Genomic DNA, 21399 nt, shown 5'->3' with positions numbered 1-21399 from the left:
AAAGATTGGGGTGAACTCAAGAATTTCTCGGAATACTGCGGACCAGGTGATTGCAAAATCGGCGGAATACGTTACCGCGTTCGGAAACCACATCCGGCGTCCACCGCTCAAGCCCGAAGTCGTGTCTCGACAACCGAATCGCCTGCGGCCTGGGACGATAGACAGCAACGAGCAGCGTCGACCCGGTTAGTGAGATCCCGCCATGAGTTCCCAGGATGAGCAGCCCCCTGCAGCCACCCCGAGCGACACCGCAGCCACCCCGAAATCCAGCTGGTTGATCGTGGGCCGATATGCCTATCGCGAGTTTCTCGCGGATGGTTGCCTCGACCTAGCTGCAGGGCTGAGCTTCCGCTCGCTACTTTCGCTCTTCCCCGCGCTGATCGCGATCGTCGCGATCCTGAGCTTGTTTGGGCAGAGCCCGGATGCGCTGTCCTCCGCGCTCGAGCACGCCAGCGGTCTTGTGACCGAAACGACGTGGACGGCCGTGTATCCCACGGTCGCCGCAATCCTCACGGCGCCCGCTCCCGGCACGGGTCTGATTGCCGGTCTCGTGGTCGCGATGTGGTCATCTTCGGGCTACGTGCGCGCGTTTGGTCGAGCGATGAATCGAATCTACGACACCACCGAGGGCCGCAGCTTCATCAAGTACTACGCACAGATGTATTTGTGGACTGTGCTGCTGCTTGTGCTCGGTACGATCTCGGTCTCGATCCTGGTGCTGTCGGGTCCGGTCGCCGAGGCGTTTGGGGATGCGTTCGGGTTAGCTCCGCTGACGCTCGCGATTTGGAATGTGGTGAAGTGGTTCATCCTCGCGGGGATTGTGGTGTTTGTGGTGGCGCTCCTTTATTACGTCACGCCAAACGTGAAGCAGCCGAAGTTCCGTTGGCTGAGCATCGGTGCGCTCCTCGCGATCGCAGTCTCGGTGTTGGCCACGATAGGGTTCGTGATTTATGTCGCGAACTTTGCGAACTACAACGCGACCTATGGTGCGCTTGCCGGTGTGATCATCCTGCTGATGTGGCTCTACATCATCAACGCGATTCTGCTGTTCGGTGCCCAGCTCGATAGCGAACTCGAGCGTCGCCGCCAGCTGCAGGCTGGAATTCACGCCGAGTACGAAATCCAGCTGCCACCGCGCGATACGAGGGCGAGCGATAAGCGTGCAGCGCGTCACGCGAAGGACATCGAACAGGCGCGGCAGATTCGCGAGTCGGCTACGAGCGATGCACCTGATATTTGAGTGGTCGAAAGCGCGTTTATACATCAGGGTGACCACTTCAGTGCAACCACTCCCAGGCCGCCCACTACCTTGACCAAGCCGGGCCAGTTTTACCAGAAGTAACGTAAGAGCCCCGGGTGCATGCTAAAGCAGAGGCAACACCGGGGCGTTCGTCGACACTCTAGCAAACTGCCCGAACCTGGCTAAAGCCGGTTGTTCTTCAGCGGGTTCAGGCCTCCGCTAAGCGCGCCCCATCCCATAGGTGAACGTGCCGTCAGTCCAATTCATCGTTGCGTTGTAGTAGTGCCCGCGCATCGTGCCGTCACCGTTATCTTCATTTGCTACGAAACACTCAAAGACAGTGGTTTTCGCGGTGAGGTCATCAGTTGAACCGCCATTCGTGGGCGCGCACGAAACGTCAATGATCGGACCGTCGATGTAGCCTTCGGCCGCGTGCTCCTCAGCCATGCTTTGGATTCTTGACTCGATAAACGCCACTTGTTCTCGACGGAATTCCCGCTCGTCTTCATCTTCGGCTTCTTGCGCGGCAATTGCATCGGCTTCCTCGCGGTCTTGTTCTTCCTGCTGGCGCTGTTCTTCTTCGGCGATTGCTGCTTCCTTGTTGGCCTGCCCAATCGCGACCCCGATTGCGCTTCCACCAACAAGAACCACGGCTGCGATGATCCCAATAATGAGCCAACGACGAGCGTTCTTGCTCATTCTGCGGCGCGGCTTATTGCTCGTAGGCCCAGCTCCCAGATTCGGGACAACACCAGGCATGGGAGTCCCCGGAACCGTGCCAGGCGCAGCCGAGTTTTGCGCCGGTGCCGGGATATTCAGCCAAGTACTCCCGTCCCAATAGCGAAGCTGCCCGCTCGGGTCTGGATACCAACCTGGTTGAGCATTATTGCCGCTCGCGTTCAATTTCGATTCGTCCTCTTCCGTGCATTGGCCGAGCTATGACGGCCACAGTGAATAATTTGGAACGTTCCCTTGTTCCAAGAACATCTGATCACAAGCCACCGACATTCATGAAAACGCACGTACCAAGACCGAACGAACGTAACGTCGGATGGTGGCATGATGATTGGCGCATGAGTGAACACCTCGAACGCGTCTGGACGCCGCCGCACCCCACTGATTTGGGTGCGACAGTGTCGTCGCTGCAGCATGGCGCGTACGATCCGACGTTTCAGTGGCTTACGCCTGGGCAGGATGCGCTCATTACCCGACGTTTCAACGGTCGACCGGCGACACTGCAGCTCACACAGCTATCGGGCGATTCCATCCGTGCCCATGCGTGGGGCCCCGGTGCCGAGATAGCGTTGGATCGCGCACCCGATATCTGCGGTGCAACCGACGACGATTCAAGGTTCGAGCCGCTTCTTCCGGAACTCGAGTCAGAGCATCGCCATCGCCGCGGTATGCGCATTCCCCGCACGGGTGAGGTCTTCGCCGAGCTCGTGCCGGTAGTGCTTGAACAAAAGGTTCTCGTCGTGCAGGCTGTTGCTTCCTACCGGCGATTGGTCATGCGCTTCGGCGAGCAAGCACCGGGTCCACTTCCTGCAGACCTCGCGGCGCGGATGCGCGTGGCACCGGATGCTGCAACGTGGCGGCGCATCCCAAGCTGGGCCTGGCACCGAGCCGGAGTCGACCCTTCGAGAAGCCGCACCGTGGTGCAGCTGGCTGAGCGCGCAGCAGCAATCGATCGACTCACGCGCTTCGATGCGGCGGATGCTCGGGCAAGGCTCGAGTCGCTCCCCGGCGTGGGTGCGTGGACGAGCGCTGAAGTCGCCCAGCGTGCACTGGGCGATGCGGATGCGGTATCGGTTGGCGACTTCCACTTACGAAAGCACGTCGGGCACGCGCTCGAAGGGCGCGATTTCACCGACGAAGAAATGCTCGTCGCCCTCGAACCTTGGCGCGGTCACCGGTTCCGCGCGCTCCGACTCATCCTGGCAACTGGTCCGCGACGAGATCGTCGCGGACCCCGCCTCGAAAAGATCGACTACCGAGCGTTTTGAGCGCTGCGCCTCGCGGCGCAAGTTTTGCACCGAGTATCGCGATTATGCGGCGCGCGTGCCGCGATGGGTCGGGGTTCGCCACCGTAGGCGGAATGATTGATCTCAATCAACCGTGTCCTTGGCAGGTCGCTTTGAATCGAACTCATCAAGATCTTTGGGTTGCCAGGTACCCTGGGGGCATGTCCGTGCCCGCCGCAACGCCTGAGTCGTTCGCCCTGCGTGAGCTGCTTGACGCGCACCGGGACGAGTTTTACGCTCTCTTGTCAAAATATGCTGCCACGAAGCCACGCTTATTCGGTTCAGTTGCCCGCGGTACAGCCCATCGCGACAGCGACATCGACATCGACATCGACATCATCGTCGAGATGAATCCGGTGGACGGCAATGTACTCATGCGTGCATCAGGCCTAATGGAAGAAACCCGGGCTCTCTTCGGCAATGACAACATTGACATTTTTCCCGTGCAGCTTCTCAAAGAATCTATTTCAGAGTCCGCACTCGCTGACGCAATTGCCTTGTGACTAGGAAAGATAGCCAGCGCATCGCTGACATAACTTCAGCCGCGCCGACTGAGTAGTTTTTCCTCAATCCAACGTTCAAATTGCGTTTCATCGCGTATATGTGCCAAATGAACGCGTCTCACTTGTAATAGTTTCGTCCTGATCTGACGCACACGTTCCGGCTCAATGATTCCGCGCACCAAACCAATACCAAGCAAATCCCAGGTCATAACGCAAGGAACATTCGTATGCTTACTCACCTTACTGTCGTCCGTAATAAATACAGCATGTATTCGTCGGTGTTCGAGAATCGTAATTGCTTCAGCTTCCCCAAGGTGTTGGTCGGCGTGATCGTCGGGTTCTGCCATCAATATCCGCAATCCGCGTATTGAGCGATGCTCGCTGCCGTGAGGAACTATCGGGTCGCCAAGAACGCTCTCGGCCTCTGCCCGCAGCCCAGGCAGATTCAAATCTACTTCCTTCCGACCGCATTCTCGCGCAATCGTGTTCGTCCATCTCCCGTTCCTTCCAACGAGTCGCTCAAAGGTATGAAGTTCCTCGCAGATGCGGAAATTGATGAGGACCGTCGTGTCAGGGAAAAGGAGAAGTGGACTGCTCATCCAAACAGCTCGATTAGGTCGTTGGCGCTGAGAAGGTCCGGGCTTTCTGGCTCTTCGACATCTAGGCCAGCAACGTCAACATCCAGCATCCAAGCCAGTGTGGCTTTTCCCACTTTCCCTGCTGCAATCGCCGATACGTGTGCGCCGATCAACCAAGATGGAAATTTGCGCTCGGTCGAACCAACCATCCGAGCATTAATATCCGCACTACTAGCTTCGGTGCTGTGCCGACGAATCACTCCCTGTGTCTTCTGTGAAAGTAATTCCACGATTTCGTCAGAAATGCACAGATCGAGTTTTTGCAGCCTCAGAGAGAGCGCCGCGGCCGAGACTCCACGATCCCAGAGGAAATCTGCTACTTCCGCTTTCGAGATGGTGGCCCAATCAATCAGTTTCATCTCGCTGCCTGGTAGCAGTAGTTCGGCAGCAAAACGATTCGCTTCCGCCTCCAGACGACCGACATCACCATTACCCGGCATCACGTTCTCGTGCTTCATGATGAGATGCCCGAGTTCGTGAGCGACACTCCAGTTTTGATGAAACCAGTTCCCCGAAGAGTTCAATGCAATTACAGCACGCCCATCGATCTGAAACGAATACGCAGTGGATAGCTGCTCTACCCGTATCACGTCGATGCCTAGTGTTTCGATCTGCTCGATAAATCGAGGCACGAAGTCACCGTCGAGATCCTCCGTTAGCTCAGCAAGAGACTCAGGCAATGACGTCGACTCAATCTGGTCACCGCACTGATGATATGCAAGCGCAATATTCGTAAGAACCGATTCATCAGCGACCGCCCCAGACACCCGTCGGTCGAAAGTCCCCGGTTTCGTTTCGTGTCGAGCAGACAGCACGAGTTCGAATGGATCCCGTTCACCAGTAATCAACCAGTGCACGGAGACTCCCAGGGCACGCGCTATATCGGCCAATTCCAATGCCCCAAATCCGCGCTTGCCGTTTATGGCGCGCGAAAAAGCATCCGGGGCGATGCCCACCTCAGATGCAACTTCATTTTGCGTGCGGCCGTCTCGCTCTAGCGCGGCTCGAACACGCTCTCCAATCGTGTTCATGCTCCTACCATAACGCGATAAATTGGGAAAATCCCAAGCTGTCGACTGCGCCGTTATTTCCTTGATCGATGTACTTTGCGCTCCCGCGAGCAGCCTGCGAAGTCGACCTCGCACGGGGCAGATCGATCGAAAGTAGCGTGGTGACACGGTCACCGTTCACCACGTTCGATCACAGCCTTTACAGCCCGACCGCGTTCGCCCCATACTCCGCCTGCGATTGAGTGAACCCTTCGTAGAGCAACTGATCGATTAGCCCGGAGCGCGAGAATGACGTGAATCGCAAATAGCTTTCGGCTTGCTCCGCAGCCTGCTCATTCCAGTCGACGGTGAGCGAGTCGACGGCAGTGGTCGCTTCATCCACGGTGAACCCCTCATATACGAGCTGGTCGATTAGCCCGCTTCGGGAGAACGGCATGGTGCGTAGATAACTCTCCGCCGACTCGATCGCCTGGGTGGTGGGGTCGCCGTAAGCCTGCTCCACGCCGTACTCGGCTTGTTCCTGCGTAAAGCCTTCATAAAGCAGCTGGTCGATGAGTCCCTCTTTCGAAAAAGCCATCGTGCGCAAATAACTCTCCGCTGACTTCACCGCCTGTTCCATCCAGTCGGCACCAACGTTGTCTGCAGCAAAGGTTGCGTCTTCCTTCGAAAAGCCTTCATACTCCAGCTGGTCGATGAGGCCTTCTCTTGAAAACGCCATGAAAGAGAGATAGCTCTGCGCACTTTCGAGAGCTTCGCTCTGACTTACGGTGATCGACGGAGAGTTATCAGCCGCGACAGGATCGGGTGAAGGTTCTTCCTCAACTGGTTCGGCGTCAACAGTTTCAGGCTCAACCTCCACTGCGACCTCCTCGTCTTGCGTAGACATCAACGCAGCCGGCTCTTCGGCAATGTGTTCTACCTCGTCGTCAGAATTCACGCCGCCCATGATGAGACTGATGACGATGAGCGCAGAGGCCGTCACCCAACCGACTACACGGTGTTCGGGCTTTGCAGGCCGAACTTTCAGTCCTGCCGCGTCCTTGGCATTTCCGCTAACCGAGACAATGACATCCACGAGCCACCAGATTCCGACGCCGCCCAAGGTCAGGAGTTTGGCGATGCCAGAGCCGAACTTGCCGAGATAGAAACGGTCGACGCCGAGACCTCCGAGAAACAGCGCTAACAGCCAAGTGGTGTTGTATTCCCGATCCGAATGAGGCAGCTGGGCTTCCCAACCGCTGCCGCCACCAGGTGCATACGGGTCGTGCTGAGCAGTCGCGCTGTAATACTGGGGCGGCGTCAGACTCGGCGGTTGCGTAAATACCTGCGTTGGCGCGTCGAACTCGGCTTGCGAACCACCAGGCTGCGCATAATTCTGCTGCGGTTGTCCGTACCCGGACTGCGGCTGCGAGCACCCCGGCTGCTGGCCGTATGGAGGCTGTGGATGCGGATTCGGGTTCCAACCCGAGGGCGGCTGATTGGCAGACATGTGTTTCCTTTCGATGCTTAACCACACACTAAGTTGAGCCACCGACATGCCCCGTTTTGGTATCAAAAGCGCAGCAACGATCGAGCAATTTCCGCCCCAAGTAGCACAGACTCCGTCTGTCAAACACAACACCGCTTAACGCAAACTGTGGGGTGCTTCGCTCAATGCGAAGCACCCCACAGACCGGCAGCGACGCGTTACTTCACCGTCGCAAACGCCTCCTCCAGAATCTCCAGCGCCTCATCAATCAGCGCATCCGAGATGTTGATCGCTGGCAGCAGTCGCAGCACGTGTCCATCGCTACCGCCTGGCAGTACGAGCAGTCCTCGCTCGTATGCCGCGCGGCTCGCCTGCTTGAACGCCGCGGCATTCGGCGCACCGTCTGCATCCACCAGCTCAATGCCGTGCAGCCCGCCGAGTCCGCGAACATCCCCAATCACCGCGAAGCGTTCCTTGAGGGCGCGCAGCCCCGCCTGGATCCGCTCCCCCACGGCAACCGCGCGCTCGAGCGTGCCGGGCGCTTCAAGCTGGTCGAAGATCTTCAGCGCCGCGGCGCACGCAACCGGGTTCCCCGAGAAGGTGCCGCTCAGGCCCCCAGCCGGGATCGCATCCATAATCTCGGCACGACCGGTCACGGCCGACAGCGGGAAGCCTGCACCGATCGCCTTCGCGGTGACGACGAGGTCCGGAACGAACCCGAAGTGCTCGCTCGCGAACATGGTGCCGGTGCGGCCGAGGCCGGTCTGAATCTCATCGGCAATCGTGACGATCCCGTTCGCGGCGGCCCATTCCTGGAGGGTCGTCAAGTACCCCTCCGCCGGAATGATCACGCCGCCCTCACCCTGAATTGGCTCGATCACGAGGCAGGCGAGGTTGTCGGCACCCGAAATTTTCTCGAGGTGCGCAATGGCCCGGCGCGCTGCGGTCACCCCGTCGAGCCCGTCGATGAACGGGTACGAGTTCGCCGCACGGTAGATCTCCCCCGGCCGCGGACCAACGCCCGCCGAGTACGGCTGCGCCTTGTAGTTCAGCCCCAGCGTGAGGTTCGTGCGACCGTGGTACCCGTGGTCGACGACCGCGATCCCGTTGCGACGCGTGTACGCGCGCGCAATCTTCACCGCGTTCTCGATCGCCTCGGCACCGGTCGAGCTGAGCGCCGACTTCTTCGCGAAATCTCCGGGAGTGAGCTCCGCGAGCCGGCGCGAAACCTCAACATACGACTCGTAGGGCGAGACCGAGAACAGCGTGTGGGTCACCTTCTGCGTCTGCTCGATCGCCGCCGCAATCGCTTCCGGGTTCACGTGCCCGAGCGAGGTCACACCGATGCCCGAGGCGAAATCGATGAACTCGTTGCCATCAACGTCGGTGAGGATCGAGCCCGAGGCCGACTCGATGTACATCGGTGTCGCCGGGTTCACCGAGCTCGACACGTACTGTTCCTTCGCGGCGGCGAGTTCTTTCGAGCGCGGTCCGGGGATTTCGGTGCGGATTCGGCGGCTGGTGGTCGTGGTGGTCATGCTTTCTCCTTCGAAAGTTTGGGGTGTAAAAGTTTGGGGTTGAACGGTTGGATGCTGTGAAGTTCGGGATGCCGAAAGGTCGGCTCCCGTATGCGGCTTAGAAGGTTTCGCGCCGCGCGATGTTGTAGAAGCGGATCTCCTGGTATTCCTCGAGCCCCTCGCCGGAGCCCTCTCGGCCCTGGCCGGACTGCTTCATACCCCCGAACGGTGCCGCGGCACTCGAAGGAACACCGTTGTTGATGCCAACAAGCCCGGTTTCGAGCGCGTCGGCAACGTTCAGCGCCCGGTCGAGGTTCTCGGTGAAGACGTATCCGGCGAGCCCGAACGGGGTGTCGTTCGCCGCGGCGAGCACTTCTTCTTGCGAAGAGAAGCGGCTCACTGCTGCGACCGGCCCGAAGATTTCCGTGTTCGCGATGTCCGCGTCCGTCGGGACCTTGTCAAGGACGGTGGCCTCGAAGAAGTAGCCCGCACCTTCTGGCGCGCTGCCGCCGGCACGGAGGTCTGCGCCTTTGACCACCGCATCCGCGACGAGACGCTGCATGCTCACAGCCGCGCGGTCGTCGACTAGCGGACCGAGGTCAACACCGTCATCAATCGAGCGACCAACGCGCACCTGCGACATCTTTTCAGCGAGGCCTTCGACGAAGGCGTCCGCGATGCCGTCCTGCACGAAGATGCGGTTCGCGGCGATGCACGACTGGCCACCGTTGCGCAGCTTCGCAAGGTACGCGCCCTCAACCGCGCGCTCGAGGTCGGCGTCATCAAAAACAATCAACGGCGCATTGCCGCCGAGCTCCATCGAGCTCTTGACGATGTTCTTCGCTGCAAGCTCCATGAGGGTGCTGCCGACGCCGGTCGAGCCGGTAAACGAGAGCTTGCGCACGCGCGGGTCACTCAACAGCGCCTCGCTGAACGCGCCCGAGTCGGTCGTGGTCACCACGCGCATGAGTTCGCGCGGGATACCGGCTTCAGCGAGCAGTTCTACCGTCACAAGAGTGGTCAGCGGCGTGAGCTTGGCAGGCTTGATGACCGCGCCGCAACCGGCAGCGATGGCCGGCGCGATCTTGCGGGTGATCATCGCCATCGGGAAGTTCCACGGTGCAATGAGCAGCGCGGTGCCGATCGGTGCGCGACGGGTGAGGATCGTGGAATTCCCCGCTGGGTTCTCGCGGAAACCACCGGCCGGGCGCAGCAGTTCGTCGGCATACCAGCGCACATAGTCGGCCGCGTACTGCACTTCGCCCTGCGCTTCGGCGAGGGTCTTCCCCATTTCGCGGCTGATCACATACGCGAGCCGGTCGCGGTTGGCGATCAGGATCGAGTAGGCGTTGTGGAGCGTGTCCGAACGGTGGCGCGGCGTGGTCTTCGCCCAGGCGCGGCCGGCCTCGTCGGCGATCCCGAGCTGCTCGATGGCGTACTCGGTCGAGTAGCTCGGGAGGGTCGCGATGCGTTCCTCGGTTGAGGGGTCAAGAATCGCAAACTCATTCGCGCCCGGCTCATGGTTTGAGAAATCGGGAATGCTCGCGAGGGCTTCGTCGGATGCACGAAGGCGGTCGGATGCGACGTTCGTCAGGCTCATAGATGGGCTCCGATTCGTTGGTGGGTGCGTCGAGATCGACGGTGATGGGTACGCACGTAGGGGTAACATTCGGCCAGCTTTGCACTAACCGCCCTACTGTCCTACAAAACTACAATCAAAACTAAATTCTGACAAGAGTTGTCCTACGATCCTACTTTTAGACCCACATTGTTAGACTAGAGCCCATGAGCACACCCACTGACATTTCGCTCCAGCGCCGGAGCACAGCAGAGGTGGTCTCCGACACGTTGATGCGTCTCATCGTCGAGGGCGAACTGAAGGCCGGAGCGCCACTGCGTGAGAGCAGCTTGGCCACCCGACTCGGTATTTCCCGAAATTCGCTGCGCGAGGGCATTCGCCTGCTCGAACAGAGCCGCCTCGTGAAGTATGAGGTGCACCGCGGCGCCGTTGTGAGCACACCCACCCTGAAGGACCTCGACGATCTCTACCGCACGAGGTTGATGCTCGAGACCATGGCAGTGCAGGAGATCCCCTCCCCCGAGGCACTCGAGGAGGTCGAGCGCACCTTCGAGCAGTTGAAGGAAAGCGTCGAGTCTAAGGAAGTCGAGCCGATCGTTAACGCTGACCTCGCCTTCCACCACGCCATCGTCGGCCTACTCGAGAGCGAACGTCTCAGCGCGTTCTACGAGCAGATCAGCAAAGAGATGATCTTCTACTTCACGGTGCTGTCGTACGCCGACGAGGAATACGCCAACCCCGACGAGCCGATCCTCGCCCGGCATACGGAAATCGTGGAAGCCATTCGTCGCGGCCGGCGGGCGGAAGCGTCAGAGCTCGTGACGGCACACATCATGGCAAACTTCGCGCGACTGAAGGAGATCCTGCAGGAGCGGCTTGAGGAGAGCGAGACTACGTAACTGCTCGCCACAGGCAGCAAATCTCTCTTCACAACCCTGAGCTAGCCTGAAGCAATGATTGAGAATCGGGCTTCCGGGAAACTCCGCACCGCAGCGGCATTATTCGTACTCGATATTATTTTGTGGGCGGTCGCTGCTGTCCTCACGAGCCGAATCCCTTCAAATGTGGACCCAGCAAGCATGGACCTTCTCTGGATCCTCCTTATCGGGATCGGTGTCATTTCTACTGTGCTGTTTATCGTCAGCGTCGCACTCGTTCTCTACGGCGTCGCCGCGCATTTCGACCAGCAGTATGAGTTGAATAAGCGTCAGACAACGCTGCTTGAGCATGTAGCCAACGCTTCTGCGCAAAGCCAAACAACACGAATCACACACCTTTAAGCCGCCACACGCTGCGGCAATGTCTGACGCAATGGAACCGACTTGAGCCGCGTCGTTGGCCAAGAAAGAAGGAATAAGCTCAGTTGAAGCAACGCGAGAGGGTTCAAGATGACGACGGTGTGGCTCGTTCGGAATGATGTGTTCGATGCAGAGCTCGAAGAACAGAGTTTCATTTCAATTGGCTGGGATGACGTTCCTGATCTCTCCTCGATGTCGCTCGATACAGAGTCCCTCGTTGACCGCTTAGAGCAGACACGTCGCGACAAATCAGTAAACGCCCTACGCGCGTGGGCTGGCACCCTCCGTCGCTTTTATCAAGAAGTACACGAAGGTGACGTCGTCGTCGCGCCTCATTCAGATGGAACACGACTCAGGATTGGGCACGTATCGGGCCCCTATTTTCATGCAGACGGCGAACCAACGCACCGACATCGGCTACCAGTGACTTGGGCGCTCACAGATTTCCCGCGCTCTGCTCTCCCACCCGAAGCCGCGCTGAGCTTGGCCAGTATCTCCACCCTGTCGCGCATCCACCAACAGCCCGAACTTTTCGAGTCGCTCGCAGCTAACCCCGAGGTCGCACGCACCCTCATGGCCCAAGAACATGGTGACACCAAAGACACAGTACAGAGTGTTTGGTTGGTCAATGCTAATCACGGCAGCATAGACCTCACCAAGCAATTTGTGGTGGATGGCTATTGGAATTTAGCCGACGGATTGTCCGGCAAGGCCCTCCAGATACGCCCCGGTGATCGCATCGCCGTCAAGCGTCAAAGTATCCGCACAACTGATGTTCCGTTTGAGAATTACGGGCAGCGAGTCTCGTCAATGCTCATCAAGGCTCGTGGCACCGTTACTGCGATTCTCGACGACCGGGTTCTCGTCGAATGGGACAAGGACTTCACACCCCGTGAATGGTTCTTCTATACATCTGGAGTCAGCGTATGGTGAGTGAGTCCGAACCCGTCGAAAGACCGCTACGTTCAGCCTCTACTCCGATTCATTTTTGAAGACGAACCTCAAAACATCGATCTTTTCTTGACCTTTGACTTCTGGTCACGCTACCGGGATGCTGCAAAGAAGGAATGGCAGATCTCCGACATTGTTTCGTTTCGTGCTTCGCGGCCGTCGGCCGACCCGGTTTACGAGGCGGCTAATGCCTGGCGAGATGCGCTCATCAATGATCAGTCGCTTTTTACGGGCGAGCCGCTTGACTATCGTGCGGCAACCGCAGAACTGGTTACCCATTACATTGATTCCCCGGATCTGAGTAATGCGTCTTTCTTCGAGAAGCTCGAGAGTCAATTGACACCGGCGTCGAGCGTTGCTGTCCAACTGACTGCGGAGTTGTTATATCTGTATGTCTTACCAATGTTGCCCGATAGCATGCGCGGCGACACGAAGATGAAGCAGCTGAACACCGTACTGACATGGCGTGCAGACCTACAGACAGTGCCCGACGCACGAATTGCCGCACTTAACTCCGGCATCGTGAATGTCGGCACTGCTTACCTCACATATCGATGGCGCGGACTCGAATTTCTTATTCGGCTAACCGCAGCTCTCGCGAATCAAGACATGGCAGCACGTCGACAGGCACTGTCAGATTGGCACTCGTTCCGGTCGATCTCGTCATCAATTGATGTCCCCGCTTCAAAGTCCATCCGACAACTCGTTGAACACATGCTCTTCCCTGACCACGCCATGGCCAGCTCGAGCACTGAAGACCGCAATAAGATGGCGTCTGCGTTCTCCGAGATAGTCGACTTTGATGGTGATCCAAATTCTCTCGTAGCGGTTCTCGACGCCAACCTTCATTACGGGGATAGGCATGAGCTGAACTTATACGCCGCGCCTCATCGATTCTTATGGAAAGAAGTAGGCGAATCACTCAGGGATTGGGCCGGGTGGGCAACACTCGTGCTTGAAGGGACTACCGAGGCTACTGTCCACCTTCCGATTGCTCCGAACGATCTCAATGGTCTTCGCAGCCCGCTGGTGGAACTTCACACCGATGCAGCGAGCGCGATTCTGACGTGGCTCGAAGAAGATGAGGCCGCGGCAGCTTTCCTCGCAAAGGCGGAAACTGCGGAGCCTGCGAGATATATCGACCAATTTTGCGACAACGTGCGCTTTAGGGGCGATACCGCGGAGTTCGTCGAGGCAGCAACTGTGCTCTTAAACGCTCTCGATCCAAGCGTTCCAGTCTTCTTCCGTACCCACGTCCCAACAATCGTGGAAAAGCTCGGCAATATTCATCTCTCTTCAAACGCCACACCTGGTGAAGCCTTCCAAGTCCTTCTCGAAGCAATGGAATCACTCAGCGCAGGGCTCCTCGACCGGGAAGGTCTCGACCTCACGATTGCATCGCTCGCGAACCTTGCGCAAGAAACTTTGGGTTTAAACCCGTCCGACACTGATTGGAGCCTGGAACTCCAACAGGCGTTCCGCGACTGGCGAGATGGAAGAAAACGTATCTCCCCTGATGACGTCGAGTCATTACCGGAAGATCACACACCTCAACGCGTAGCACCGAACCAAACCGCGCAGCCGTCCGTACCCCAGACAATTGATGCTCTGGCACATTCACTCAACTTCGTGTCACCAGGAAGCAAGACCTGGTTAGAGCTCACGCGAGATCTCCTCACTGAGAAACGTCAGCTGATTCTTCAGGGCCCGCCGGGCACAGGTAAGACTTTTGTCGCACGCAAACTCGCCAATTTCCTTGCCCAAGATCCCAGCCGCGTAACGCTCGTTCAATTCCATCCCGCCACTTCGTATGAAGATTTCGTGCAGGGGCTCCGTCCTTCACGCGAACAAAGCGGCAGGTTCGACCTCTTGGATGGTCCGTTACTGAAGGCAGCGGACCAAGCACGCCAAGAACCCTCTGAAACACACGTCATCATCATCGATGAGATCAACCGCGCAAACTTACCCGCTGTCTTTGGTGAGTTGTACTTCTTACTTGAGTATCGGAATGAAGAAGTGACGCTGAACTACGGTGATACTTTCCGGTTACCGCCAAACTTGCTGTTTATCGGAACTATGAACACCGCTGATCGTTCCGTTGCTTCAATTGATGCAGCGCTCCGTCGTCGATTCGTCATCCGAGATTTACGACCGGGGGAACTCCCCATGGACGGTGTCCTAGACCAATGGCTCTCCACTCGGGCACCCGAACTCACTTGGCTGTCAACCTTGCTAACCCATGCCAATGAGCTCATTGGTGATCCCGATCAGCACATCGGCCCAAGCCATTTCTTACTGCCGGACGACAAGCTCACGGACGAAAACGCAATGCGCGCGTGGGAATTCACGGTGATGCCCACGCTTCGCGAATTTTTCTACGGGCAGCCTGAAGTCGTTGAGAAGCTCCAGTTCGACACTCTCCGAGCTCGTGCAATGGGTGCAGTTGACGATGTTGAAACTGAGTGAGCACCGTAGGAGTGATCCCGTTGAGTTAACGCCAAGTCAGCAGAGAAAACTCAAGGACTGGTTTCACGCAACTCTTGAGCCCGCACCAGACGGAAAGGTCGTTGTAATTCCCGGGAGTCGGGTTGGCGGCAGCAACGTTGATGGCCTTAACGTCACAGTACGACCGAAGCTACCCGTTCATCGCGTACTTGCGCTCATAGCTGAGTCGATAGACCCGTATCGATGGCTCGATCTCGATCTTCAGGTCCAAGCAGATTGGTCCGTAGAGGATGCTGTGGCAGTGCTTTTCATCCGAGCTTGTCACCACACGTTTTCAAGGGGTCTGCACCGGTCTTATCGACGGGAAAGGCAGGACTTGAGGTTTGTGCGAGGGAAGATATTGATCCCTCAGACCATCCGCCGGCCGAGCCCAGTACCGGTCGCGGTGGAGGCCGAAGTCTTCGATGACGATGTCCTCGAGAACCAAGTACTAGCGGCAGCACTCCAGCGTCTACGTGTGGATACGACGATCTCACAATCCGTTCGCGTGGCCGCTCACCGCGAGTGGCGTGAGGTGCGCCACGTCACCGAGCTCCGAGACCCGTTGAAAGACGCTGAGCGCATCCAATGGAGTCGTCACAACCGCAGGTATGAACCGGCCATTATGCTCGCAAAGCTCGTTCTCGCTGCGGGCTCCATCATCGTGGACGGACAAGAGATCGCGGTACCCGGTTTCGTGGTGAATATGCCAGCGGTAGTTGAGCAGTGGGCAAGAGTTCAGTTACGGCAAGCGTGGGCTCTCAGTGAGCGAGAGATGCCAGACAGCTGGCGCGGCAAACTTTGGCTTGATGAGGGCAAGCAGATTCCGCTCTATCCAGATCTCGCGGTACGGACTTCTGGCACCTGGCGGTTTGTTGGTGATGTGAAATACAAATTTCTTGATAGCACCGGGCCCAATCAAGCCGACGTCTATCAGCTCTTAGCTTACCTCACTGCGACAGGCCTCCCAGAAGGCACCCTGTTGCATGCGAACATCAGTAGTGGTGAAAGCAACTACGTTGTTGCGAACGGAGGCCCACGGATTCGGATCGTATCAATTGATCTTTCTCAAGAACGTGCTGCAGCTTCCCTCAAGAAAGCCGCAGCAACTTGGATTAGTCGTTCGCCCCAGCCGACTGACGAATTTGGTCACGCTAACTGACTACTTCAAATTCCGGCAGCTCGCCGACAAGTCGCTGTGTCTCCATCGAGACCGTCACGAGCGAGCCGATTAGGTCGACGACATATGACGGGTTGTCTTGCTCACGGAGCCAATCGTTCGGGTCGTTGACGATGCCCGATGCCTTATCTGTCTTGACGTAGTAGCGGTCCACGATCCACTCGAGCGGGCTGCGACCGCCGATCTTGTATTCGTCCGCCTCGGCCGGAATGTTGGTGATCGTGAGGTTCTCGTTGTACTTGAGCCCTGTGCGTTTGTTGCGGGCAGTCCACGACATGCGCTTCATGCCAATACGGTAGAGCCGGTACGGGTCAAGATCTGTGTCTACCTTGTACTCGTACTCGAGCCCCTCCCAGACAGGAACCTGTTCATAGTTCACGTGCAGATCGGCAAGCTCGCGACCGATGCGCACGTACTCGAAGAATCCACGGCAGCAAGGGATGTGCGGGAGCAGCTTCTTGAGGTCGGCTTCGTACCGCTCGCGATACTCGGGGTGGTGCAGCAGCGCGTAGACATAGTAGAAGATGTCGTCCTTCGATAGTTCATCACCGCCTGGCTCGTTCGCGTAGGTCGCTCGATACAGGTCGAAGGTCTCGTCGGTGATGTTATCGAGTCGCCGGTGCCCGTCGACAACGACGTCGTCTTCGGATGCGTCGAGCGCGTCGAGGTTCAGGCCGCCATCGTCAGCGTCGACAGGTTCCCACCGCCAGCGGGCGAAGACCTGACCACCGCTGCCTGCACCGGTAACGTGCAGATCAGGTAACAGTGAGGTCATGAACACACTAAATCTCACTGCCGAGCCAGCGCCGACCTGGTAAATCCCAAGATTCTCAGTGCGATTTGTTGGCCAGAGTCGGTGCAGCTGATAAACCATGTCGTTCAACGGTCGATCAAAATATGCCCACTGCTTCGTGAACGGTCGATACGTCGAGATCCGAATTGCTTCAGGTCGATATTCATGAAGGCGACCTCGTTTTGCGTCAGCCCGCAAGCCCCGATTCCAGTTGATCTTCGACGGATCATCCTGTGTAACGTCACCGTCGACAAACGCGTTGTAATTGAGGACCAGCCGCTCCATATTGTGTTCAACCGCTCTGCGAGAGAATCCGTAACACCAAGCGTCGCGCGAGGTTGCTAGGCCACGCGAATAGAGGTCAAATATGCCCCGCGTCAGCGCGGTATCTGAGTCCCCGATCGGCTGGTAGGTCGTAAAGCGCTCATCACGCTGGTTGATCCAGTCACCGTGCTTATTCGGCGTGATCGCGACGTACTCAGTACCCGTGACGTCACGGTCGCGCGCAAGCCGCTCAAGCTTTTCTTCACGCGTGAGGTAGTCACCGATATCGCAGTAGTGAATCTGCGCGGGTTCGGTGTTCTCGCTAGTCTTCACCAGGAACGTGATCGTGACGCCCGTCCGACTCCCCTCACCGAAGACGTTGCCGCCTTCTTTTCGACGGGACTCGCCTTGTGTCCGAGCATTTCCACGCAGGTTGAATACGAAAATCTCGTCAAATTCCTGCTGCCATGAAAGCCGCACTCCGTCAGCGGTGTTGCCGTCCACAAAGCCGCTGTTCGACACGAACGCGATGATCCCGCGCCCGTTCAAGCGGTCGGTAGCCCACCGCAGCGCCCGATAATACGAGTCGTACAGACCATTCTTATTCTGCGCCGTCGACCGGGCAGCGTACGTATTGCGAATGCGATCATCGACCAGCGGATACGACTCGTTCTGGTTGTTGTCGTTCGCGCTCGACTGTCCCACCGAATACGGCGGGTTCATCATAATCACGCTGATTTTTGAGTCGCGCTGCTTCTCGATCCGCTTCGTGTTCGCGGGGAATACGTCCCCGGCCAGTCGACGTTCCCGGTCATACATCGCGAAGGTATCCACCAACGAAATCCCCGGGAAGCTCGAGTCCCCTGCATCCAGCCCCTGTTCCTCGCAGACCTCGCGATACACGGCCTCGACGTTGACGGCCGCGATGTAATAGCTCAGCAGCACGATCTCATTCGCGAACAATTCGTGACGATACTTCCGCTGCAAATCCTCGGGTCGGATAATTCCAGACTGCAACAGACGTGTCATGAACGTGCCTGTGCCAATGAACGGGTCGAGGATCTTCACGCCTTCGTCCGACAAGGACTTGCCAAACGCGCTCTGAGTCAGCACATCCGCCGAGTGAATAATGTAATCCACCACTTCAATCGGGGTGAACACGATACCCATCTTGTCCCGCAGCCGCGGGAAGGCCTGCGAGAAGAACCGGTCGTAGAGCATGACGAGCATCTTCTGCTTTGACGTCACATCATCCAGGCCCCGAATTCGGTCGGTGACCTTCGCGTAGAACCCTTCGAGCGGCTCCATCTCCTTCTCAAACGCCGCGTTCTCGCTGAATGCCGCAACTACCTTGCCCATTGCGCTCGAGATCGGGTTCTCTTCCGAAAACTCATGCTCTGGGAACATCGCATCAAAAATCGGGCGCGTAATCATGTGCTGCGCGAGCATCTCGATGGCCTCGGAGTCCGTGACCTCTGGGTTCACCGTTTTCGTCAATGCCTGCACAAACCGATCAAATGGACGACGATCGGTGGCCGGCGCTTCGAGGTGCGCTGAGATCAACCGGATGAACCGGCTTGCGATCTCGTTGATATCGCGAGCCCAGTCGTCCCAATACATGCGGTCGCCAACGTTCTTTACGAGCTTCGCGTAGACGCCGTCTTTCCAGGCTTCGTCGAACTCCGCGCTCAAGCCTGTGAGCATCCGCGCCGAATCTTGCGAGTGCGACCCGGAGTCCCGCTCTCGTTCGGGCTCGGCGGCCGGCTGGCCCATCGAGTCGCCCTCGCCAGTGGACTTCCGGTTCAAATCTATCGTGCTGACCACCACCGTCTCTGGAGCCTTGCCCGAGATCGCCATCTGGTTGATCTGCGCATCCAGCCGCTCGTCATGCGCGCGAAGCGCCTGCAGCACCTGCCACACAACTTCGTACGGCTCGTTCTGACCCAGCGCAGCTTCCGCTGAAACCCCAACCGGAATCGCGATCGGCAAGATGATGTACCCGAACTGCTTACCCTTAGAACGTCGCATTACGCGGCCAACCGCCTGCACCACATCCACCTGGGACTTGCGCGGGTTGAGGAACAAGACCGCGTCCAGGCTCGGTACGTCGACACCCTCACTCAAGCAGCGCGCGTTCGTAAGGATCCGCGTCACCGGTCGCCCCAGCGAGTCCTCACCGATGTCTTCCTTGAGCCAGTCCAGCGCCTCTTGCCGCTCCACCGACCGCATCGTGCCATCGACGTGCCGTACCTGTACCGCGAGGTCATCCGTCGGATCGTCGTTCGTGATATTCGACAGGTGGTCGTCGACCAGCGCCGGGAACTCACTCGCCGCGCGCTTTGAAGTCTTGATGTCCTTCAAGAACGCCACCGCGCGTCTCATCGGAGCCCGGTCGGTACCGAAACCATCCGAGAAATCACCCGACTGTCGCTTCGCCAAGCCGTTCCAGCATCCGACAAGCTTCGTAACGTCTTTGAGCGGCAACTCGTAGGTCGAGTCCGCAAGCTGTGACTGGAAGGAATCGGTGACCTGATCCTCGGTCACCCCGAGCACGAGCACCTTGTAGTCGGTAAGCAGGTTCTGCTCGACCGCTTCACCGAATGAGAGTCGGTACAGCGTCTTGCCGAACAGTTCCTCGTTGTCCATCGACACGAGCACGGCCTCTTTTTCGCGTGCCGTGTTCTTCACTGTGTCGTTGTAAATACGCGGTGTTGCCGTCATGTAGATGCGGCGCTCGGCGTCGATGTAATCCTCGTCGTGGATCTTCACGAACGAAGACTCGTCCTCTTCACTGAGCGTCACGCCAGTCGTGCGGTGCGCCTCGTCACAGATCACAAGGTCGAAAGTGGGCAGGCTGATCTGCTGAGCTTCGTGCACAGCCTGCAGCGACTGATACGTCGAGAACACCACCGTCATTCCCTCAGCGGTATCAGCTCGGTGATCAAAATCACGTGCCAGCGATTTCCCATCGGTCGTCGCTGGCACTGCCAGTTCCTCGATGGCGACGCTTGTAATGTCGCCAGTCTTTGTACGGCCCACGGTTTGGTCAGAGCCCACGACAAACGCTGTCATCGGAAGCTCTGGGTCGTGCTCGACCGACCACTCTTCGAGGGTTTGTTGCAATAGCGCGAGCGACGGGACGAGGAAAAGAATCGTTGAATAACCTCGCCCGTGTTTGCGGGTGACTTCTTCCGCCAGCTTCAGCGCGGTGAACGTCTTACCGGTTCCGCAGGCCATGATCATCTTGCCGCGCGTGACGTCATCGTCGAATGCCGACATCACTGACTGAACCGCTTTGAATTGGTGCGGCCGCAGCTGTTTACGGTCAAATGTCTGCGGTGCAGTTCGCGGGTCGAGGACTTCGTAGGTCGACCAGTCAATGTTGGAGTGCCGGAACTGCTCGAGGCCGACCGTGCGAACCTTCTTGTTCCGGTTCTTCAGCGCCTCAGTCGCGTTACCCGACCAGGGCACCGCTGTGGTGTCTACCCAGATTCCGTCGGTGAACGGTTCACGGCCGAGCGCTTCGAGGAAGGAGTCGAGGTCGCCCTTCTGCACCTTGCGGTCTTCGCGAAAGAACTTGCACTGAATGGCCGTCAACCCGCCGTCTTTGCGCCGGGCAACCAAATCGATTCCCGTATCCGTGCCGTTCTTATCGGGCCAGTCATTCCATAGCCAGACCTCGTCGTGTTGCGTGCCCCAAGTGGCGTCCTGCATGAGGAAGTGCCGGACGAGCTCTTCAAAGTAGTTGCCCTGCATTCGCGTTGAATCGGCGAGATCCCGAAGCTTTTGAAGCAGGCGGTCAAACTCCGTGTGCTGGGTAGCGACGGGGCTGAACTGCACAGTACTCATTGGGACTCCTTCTATGGCAACCCCTCTAGTTTGGCTCAACCAAACGTCTGTCGCTAACAAGACGCACCCGGCGAGGTAACGCACGAGAATATAGGAATGGCGTTGGCACCATTAGTGGCGGCCAAGGAATAGCAGAGATGAGGAGGCGAAACTTGCCGGTTGAAGACGACGGTATGAATCCAACGACGGTGCCAGAACTGATGCTGAGCCCGGTCAAACTTGATCCGTTGACGGGCAACGAGGAATTCCAAGGTGTCGACGCGACAGTGCTGGATTTCTGGCGATTCGCGCTGCCCGACCTACGAATGAACAATGCCCGGGGCTACCTTGCTGAGTTCCTTGTCCATAAAGCACTCGGCGTCAACGCGGCTCGCGTTGAGTGGGATGTTGCCGACGTTCGCTGGCAGGGCCTCAATATCGAGGTCAAGAGCAGCGCCTACTTGCAGCTATGGGACCAGCGCGCACCTTCCCGAATCTCGTTCGGCGGACTCAAATCACGCATCCTGCTGCCATCCGGGAAGTATTCCGCCGAAATTACCTATAACGCAGACATCTATGTCTTCTGCGTTCACACCGTCCGCAACCACAGTGAGTACAACCCACT

16 protein-coding genes and 1 pseudogene are annotated in these 21399 nt (G+C 58.0%); 9 read left to right on the top strand and 8 right to left on the bottom strand.

Annotation, left to right across the window (positions count from 1 at the left end):
- Positions 1 to 202: 202 nt before the first annotated feature.
- Positions 203 to 1240 (top strand): YihY/virulence factor BrkB family protein, encoded by a 1038-nt coding sequence (locus F8O05_RS08735; RefSeq protein ID WP_158052357.1) that lies wholly within the window; start codon positions 203 to 205, stop codon positions 1238 to 1240.
- 219 nt (positions 1241 to 1459) lie between these two features.
- Here the strand turns inward: F8O05_RS08735 and F8O05_RS08730 are convergent, their stop codons facing one another.
- Together F8O05_RS08730 and F8O05_RS15025 are read right to left on the bottom strand one after the other, a co-directional pair.
- A complete protein-coding gene (locus tag F8O05_RS08730) occupies positions 1460 to 1939 on the bottom strand; it encodes a DUF2510 domain-containing protein (protein ID WP_225735841.1) in 480 nt (159 codons plus the stop codon).
- Between the two features lie 96 nt (positions 1940 to 2035).
- Positions 2036 to 2143, bottom strand: a pseudogene (locus F8O05_RS15025) (DUF2510 domain-containing protein); the annotation flags it as partial.
- A gap of 170 nt (positions 2144 to 2313) precedes the next feature.
- Here F8O05_RS15025 and F8O05_RS08725 point away from each other — a divergent pair.
- Entirely contained in the window at positions 2314 to 3243 is a 930-nt protein-coding gene (locus F8O05_RS08725; protein ID WP_158052355.1) for a DNA-3-methyladenine glycosylase family protein, read from the top strand.
- 179 nt (positions 3244 to 3422) lie between these two features.
- Positions 3423 to 3764, top strand: coding sequence for a nucleotidyltransferase domain-containing protein (locus F8O05_RS08720; protein WP_158052354.1), 342 nt, complete (start codon positions 3423 to 3425; stop codon positions 3762 to 3764).
- Between the two features lie 35 nt (positions 3765 to 3799).
- Here the strand turns inward: F8O05_RS08720 and F8O05_RS08715 are convergent, their stop codons facing one another.
- From F8O05_RS08715 to F8O05_RS08695, 5 genes are all read right to left on the bottom strand, one after another.
- A complete protein-coding gene (locus F8O05_RS08715) occupies positions 3800 to 4213 on the bottom strand; it encodes a hypothetical protein (RefSeq protein ID WP_158052353.1) in 414 nt (137 codons plus the stop codon).
- A 146-nt stretch (positions 4214 to 4359) separates the two neighbouring features.
- On the bottom strand, positions 4360 to 5433 hold the full coding sequence (locus F8O05_RS08710; RefSeq protein WP_158052352.1) for a helix-turn-helix domain-containing protein: 1074 nt from the start codon (positions 5431 to 5433) through the stop codon (positions 4360 to 4362).
- A gap of 178 nt (positions 5434 to 5611) precedes the next feature.
- The gene (locus F8O05_RS08705) at positions 5612 to 6901 is read right to left on the bottom strand and encodes an Ltp family lipoprotein (RefSeq protein WP_192497104.1); all 1290 of its coding nucleotides are present in this window, start codon (positions 6899 to 6901) and stop codon (positions 5612 to 5614) included.
- 197 nt (positions 6902 to 7098) lie between these two features.
- A complete protein-coding gene (locus tag F8O05_RS08700; protein ID WP_158052350.1) occupies positions 7099 to 8418 on the bottom strand; it encodes an aminotransferase class III-fold pyridoxal phosphate-dependent enzyme in 1320 nt (439 codons plus the stop codon).
- 97 nt (positions 8419 to 8515) lie between these two features.
- Positions 8516 to 9997: an NAD-dependent succinate-semialdehyde dehydrogenase gene (locus tag F8O05_RS08695; RefSeq protein WP_158052349.1), complete on the bottom strand. Its 1482-nt coding sequence runs from the start codon at positions 9995 to 9997 to the stop codon at positions 8516 to 8518.
- Between the two features lie 185 nt (positions 9998 to 10182).
- Here F8O05_RS08695 and F8O05_RS08690 point away from each other — a divergent pair, with 185 nt between their 5' ends.
- The 5 genes from F8O05_RS08690 to F8O05_RS08670 all read left to right on the top strand — a co-directional run bounded on the left by F8O05_RS08690 (position 10183) and on the right by F8O05_RS08670 (position 15871).
- A complete protein-coding gene (locus tag F8O05_RS08690) occupies positions 10183 to 10875 on the top strand; it encodes a GntR family transcriptional regulator (RefSeq protein WP_158052348.1) in 693 nt (230 codons plus the stop codon).
- Positions 10876 to 10929: 54 nt separating this feature from the next.
- Positions 10930 to 11256, top strand: a complete 327-nt coding sequence (locus F8O05_RS08685; protein ID WP_158052347.1) for a hypothetical protein — start codon at positions 10930 to 10932, stop codon at positions 11254 to 11256.
- Positions 11257 to 11364: 108 nt separating this feature from the next.
- Positions 11365 to 12207: a restriction endonuclease gene (locus F8O05_RS08680; RefSeq protein ID WP_158052346.1), complete on the top strand. Its 843-nt coding sequence runs from the start codon at positions 11365 to 11367 to the stop codon at positions 12205 to 12207.
- The gene (locus F8O05_RS08675; RefSeq protein ID WP_158052345.1) at positions 12208 to 14691 is read left to right on the top strand and encodes an McrB family protein; all 2484 of its coding nucleotides are present in this window, start codon (positions 12208 to 12210) and stop codon (positions 14689 to 14691) included.
- The gene (locus F8O05_RS08670; RefSeq protein WP_225735839.1) at positions 14675 to 15871 is read left to right on the top strand and encodes an McrC family protein; all 1197 of its coding nucleotides are present in this window, start codon (positions 14675 to 14677) and stop codon (positions 15869 to 15871) included. The genes F8O05_RS08675 and F8O05_RS08670 overlap by 17 nt, the downstream gene beginning before the upstream one ends.
- Here the strand turns inward: F8O05_RS08670 and F8O05_RS08665 are convergent.
- Positions 15864 to 20795, bottom strand: a complete 4932-nt coding sequence (locus F8O05_RS08665) for a DEAD/DEAH box helicase (RefSeq protein WP_192497103.1) — start codon at positions 20793 to 20795, stop codon at positions 15864 to 15866. The genes F8O05_RS08670 and F8O05_RS08665 overlap by 8 nt on opposite strands.
- Positions 20796 to 20947: 152 nt before the next feature.
- Between F8O05_RS08665 and F8O05_RS08660 the strand changes: the two genes are divergently transcribed.
- Positions 20948 to 21399 (top strand): hypothetical protein (locus F8O05_RS08660; RefSeq protein WP_225735813.1); only part of this gene is annotated, 452 nt, incomplete at its 3' end.

It is taken from the genome of Gulosibacter chungangensis, assembly GCF_008831155.1.
In the GTDB taxonomy this organism is placed as follows: domain Bacteria; phylum Actinomycetota; class Actinomycetes; order Actinomycetales; family Microbacteriaceae; genus Gulosibacter; species Gulosibacter chungangensis.
The sequence above is the reverse complement of the archived record's forward strand: the minus strand, read 5'-3'. Positions and strand labels throughout refer to the sequence as shown.

What these genes read in the sequence shown, in the direction of transcription:
- F8O05_RS08735 (WP_158052357.1), top strand. Translation starts at nt 203, where the DNA reads ATGAGTTCCCAGGATGAGCAGCCCCCTGCAGCCACCCCGAGCGACACC.
- F8O05_RS08730 (WP_225735841.1), bottom strand. Translation starts at nt 1,939, where the DNA reads ATGAGCAAGAACGCTCGTCGTTGGCTCATTATTGGGATCATCGCAGCC.
- F8O05_RS08725 (WP_158052355.1), top strand. Translation starts at nt 2,314, where the DNA reads ATGAGTGAACACCTCGAACGCGTCTGGACGCCGCCGCACCCCACTGAT.
- F8O05_RS08720 (WP_158052354.1), top strand. Translation starts at nt 3,423, where the DNA reads ATGTCCGTGCCCGCCGCAACGCCTGAGTCGTTCGCCCTGCGTGAGCTG.
- F8O05_RS08710 (WP_158052352.1), bottom strand. Translation starts at nt 5,433, where the DNA reads ATGAACACGATTGGAGAGCGTGTTCGAGCCGCGCTAGAGCGAGACGGC.
- F8O05_RS08705 (WP_192497104.1), bottom strand. Translation starts at nt 6,901, where the DNA reads ATGTCTGCCAATCAGCCGCCCTCGGGTTGGAACCCGAATCCGCATCCA.
- F8O05_RS08700 (WP_158052350.1), bottom strand. Translation starts at nt 8,418, where the DNA reads ATGACCACCACGACCACCAGCCGCCGAATCCGCACCGAAATCCCCGGA.
- F8O05_RS08695 (WP_158052349.1), bottom strand. Translation starts at nt 9,997, where the DNA reads ATGAGCCTGACGAACGTCGCATCCGACCGCCTTCGTGCATCCGACGAA.
- F8O05_RS08690 (WP_158052348.1), top strand. Translation starts at nt 10,183, where the DNA reads ATGAGCACACCCACTGACATTTCGCTCCAGCGCCGGAGCACAGCAGAG.
- F8O05_RS08685 (WP_158052347.1), top strand. Translation starts at nt 10,930, where the DNA reads ATGATTGAGAATCGGGCTTCCGGGAAACTCCGCACCGCAGCGGCATTA.
- F8O05_RS08680 (WP_158052346.1), top strand. Translation starts at nt 11,365, where the DNA reads ATGACGACGGTGTGGCTCGTTCGGAATGATGTGTTCGATGCAGAGCTC.
- F8O05_RS08670 (WP_225735839.1), top strand. Translation starts at nt 14,675, where the DNA reads ATGTTGAAACTGAGTGAGCACCGTAGGAGTGATCCCGTTGAGTTAACG.
- F8O05_RS08665 (WP_192497103.1), bottom strand. Translation starts at nt 20,795, where the DNA reads ATGAGTACTGTGCAGTTCAGCCCCGTCGCTACCCAGCACACGGAGTTT.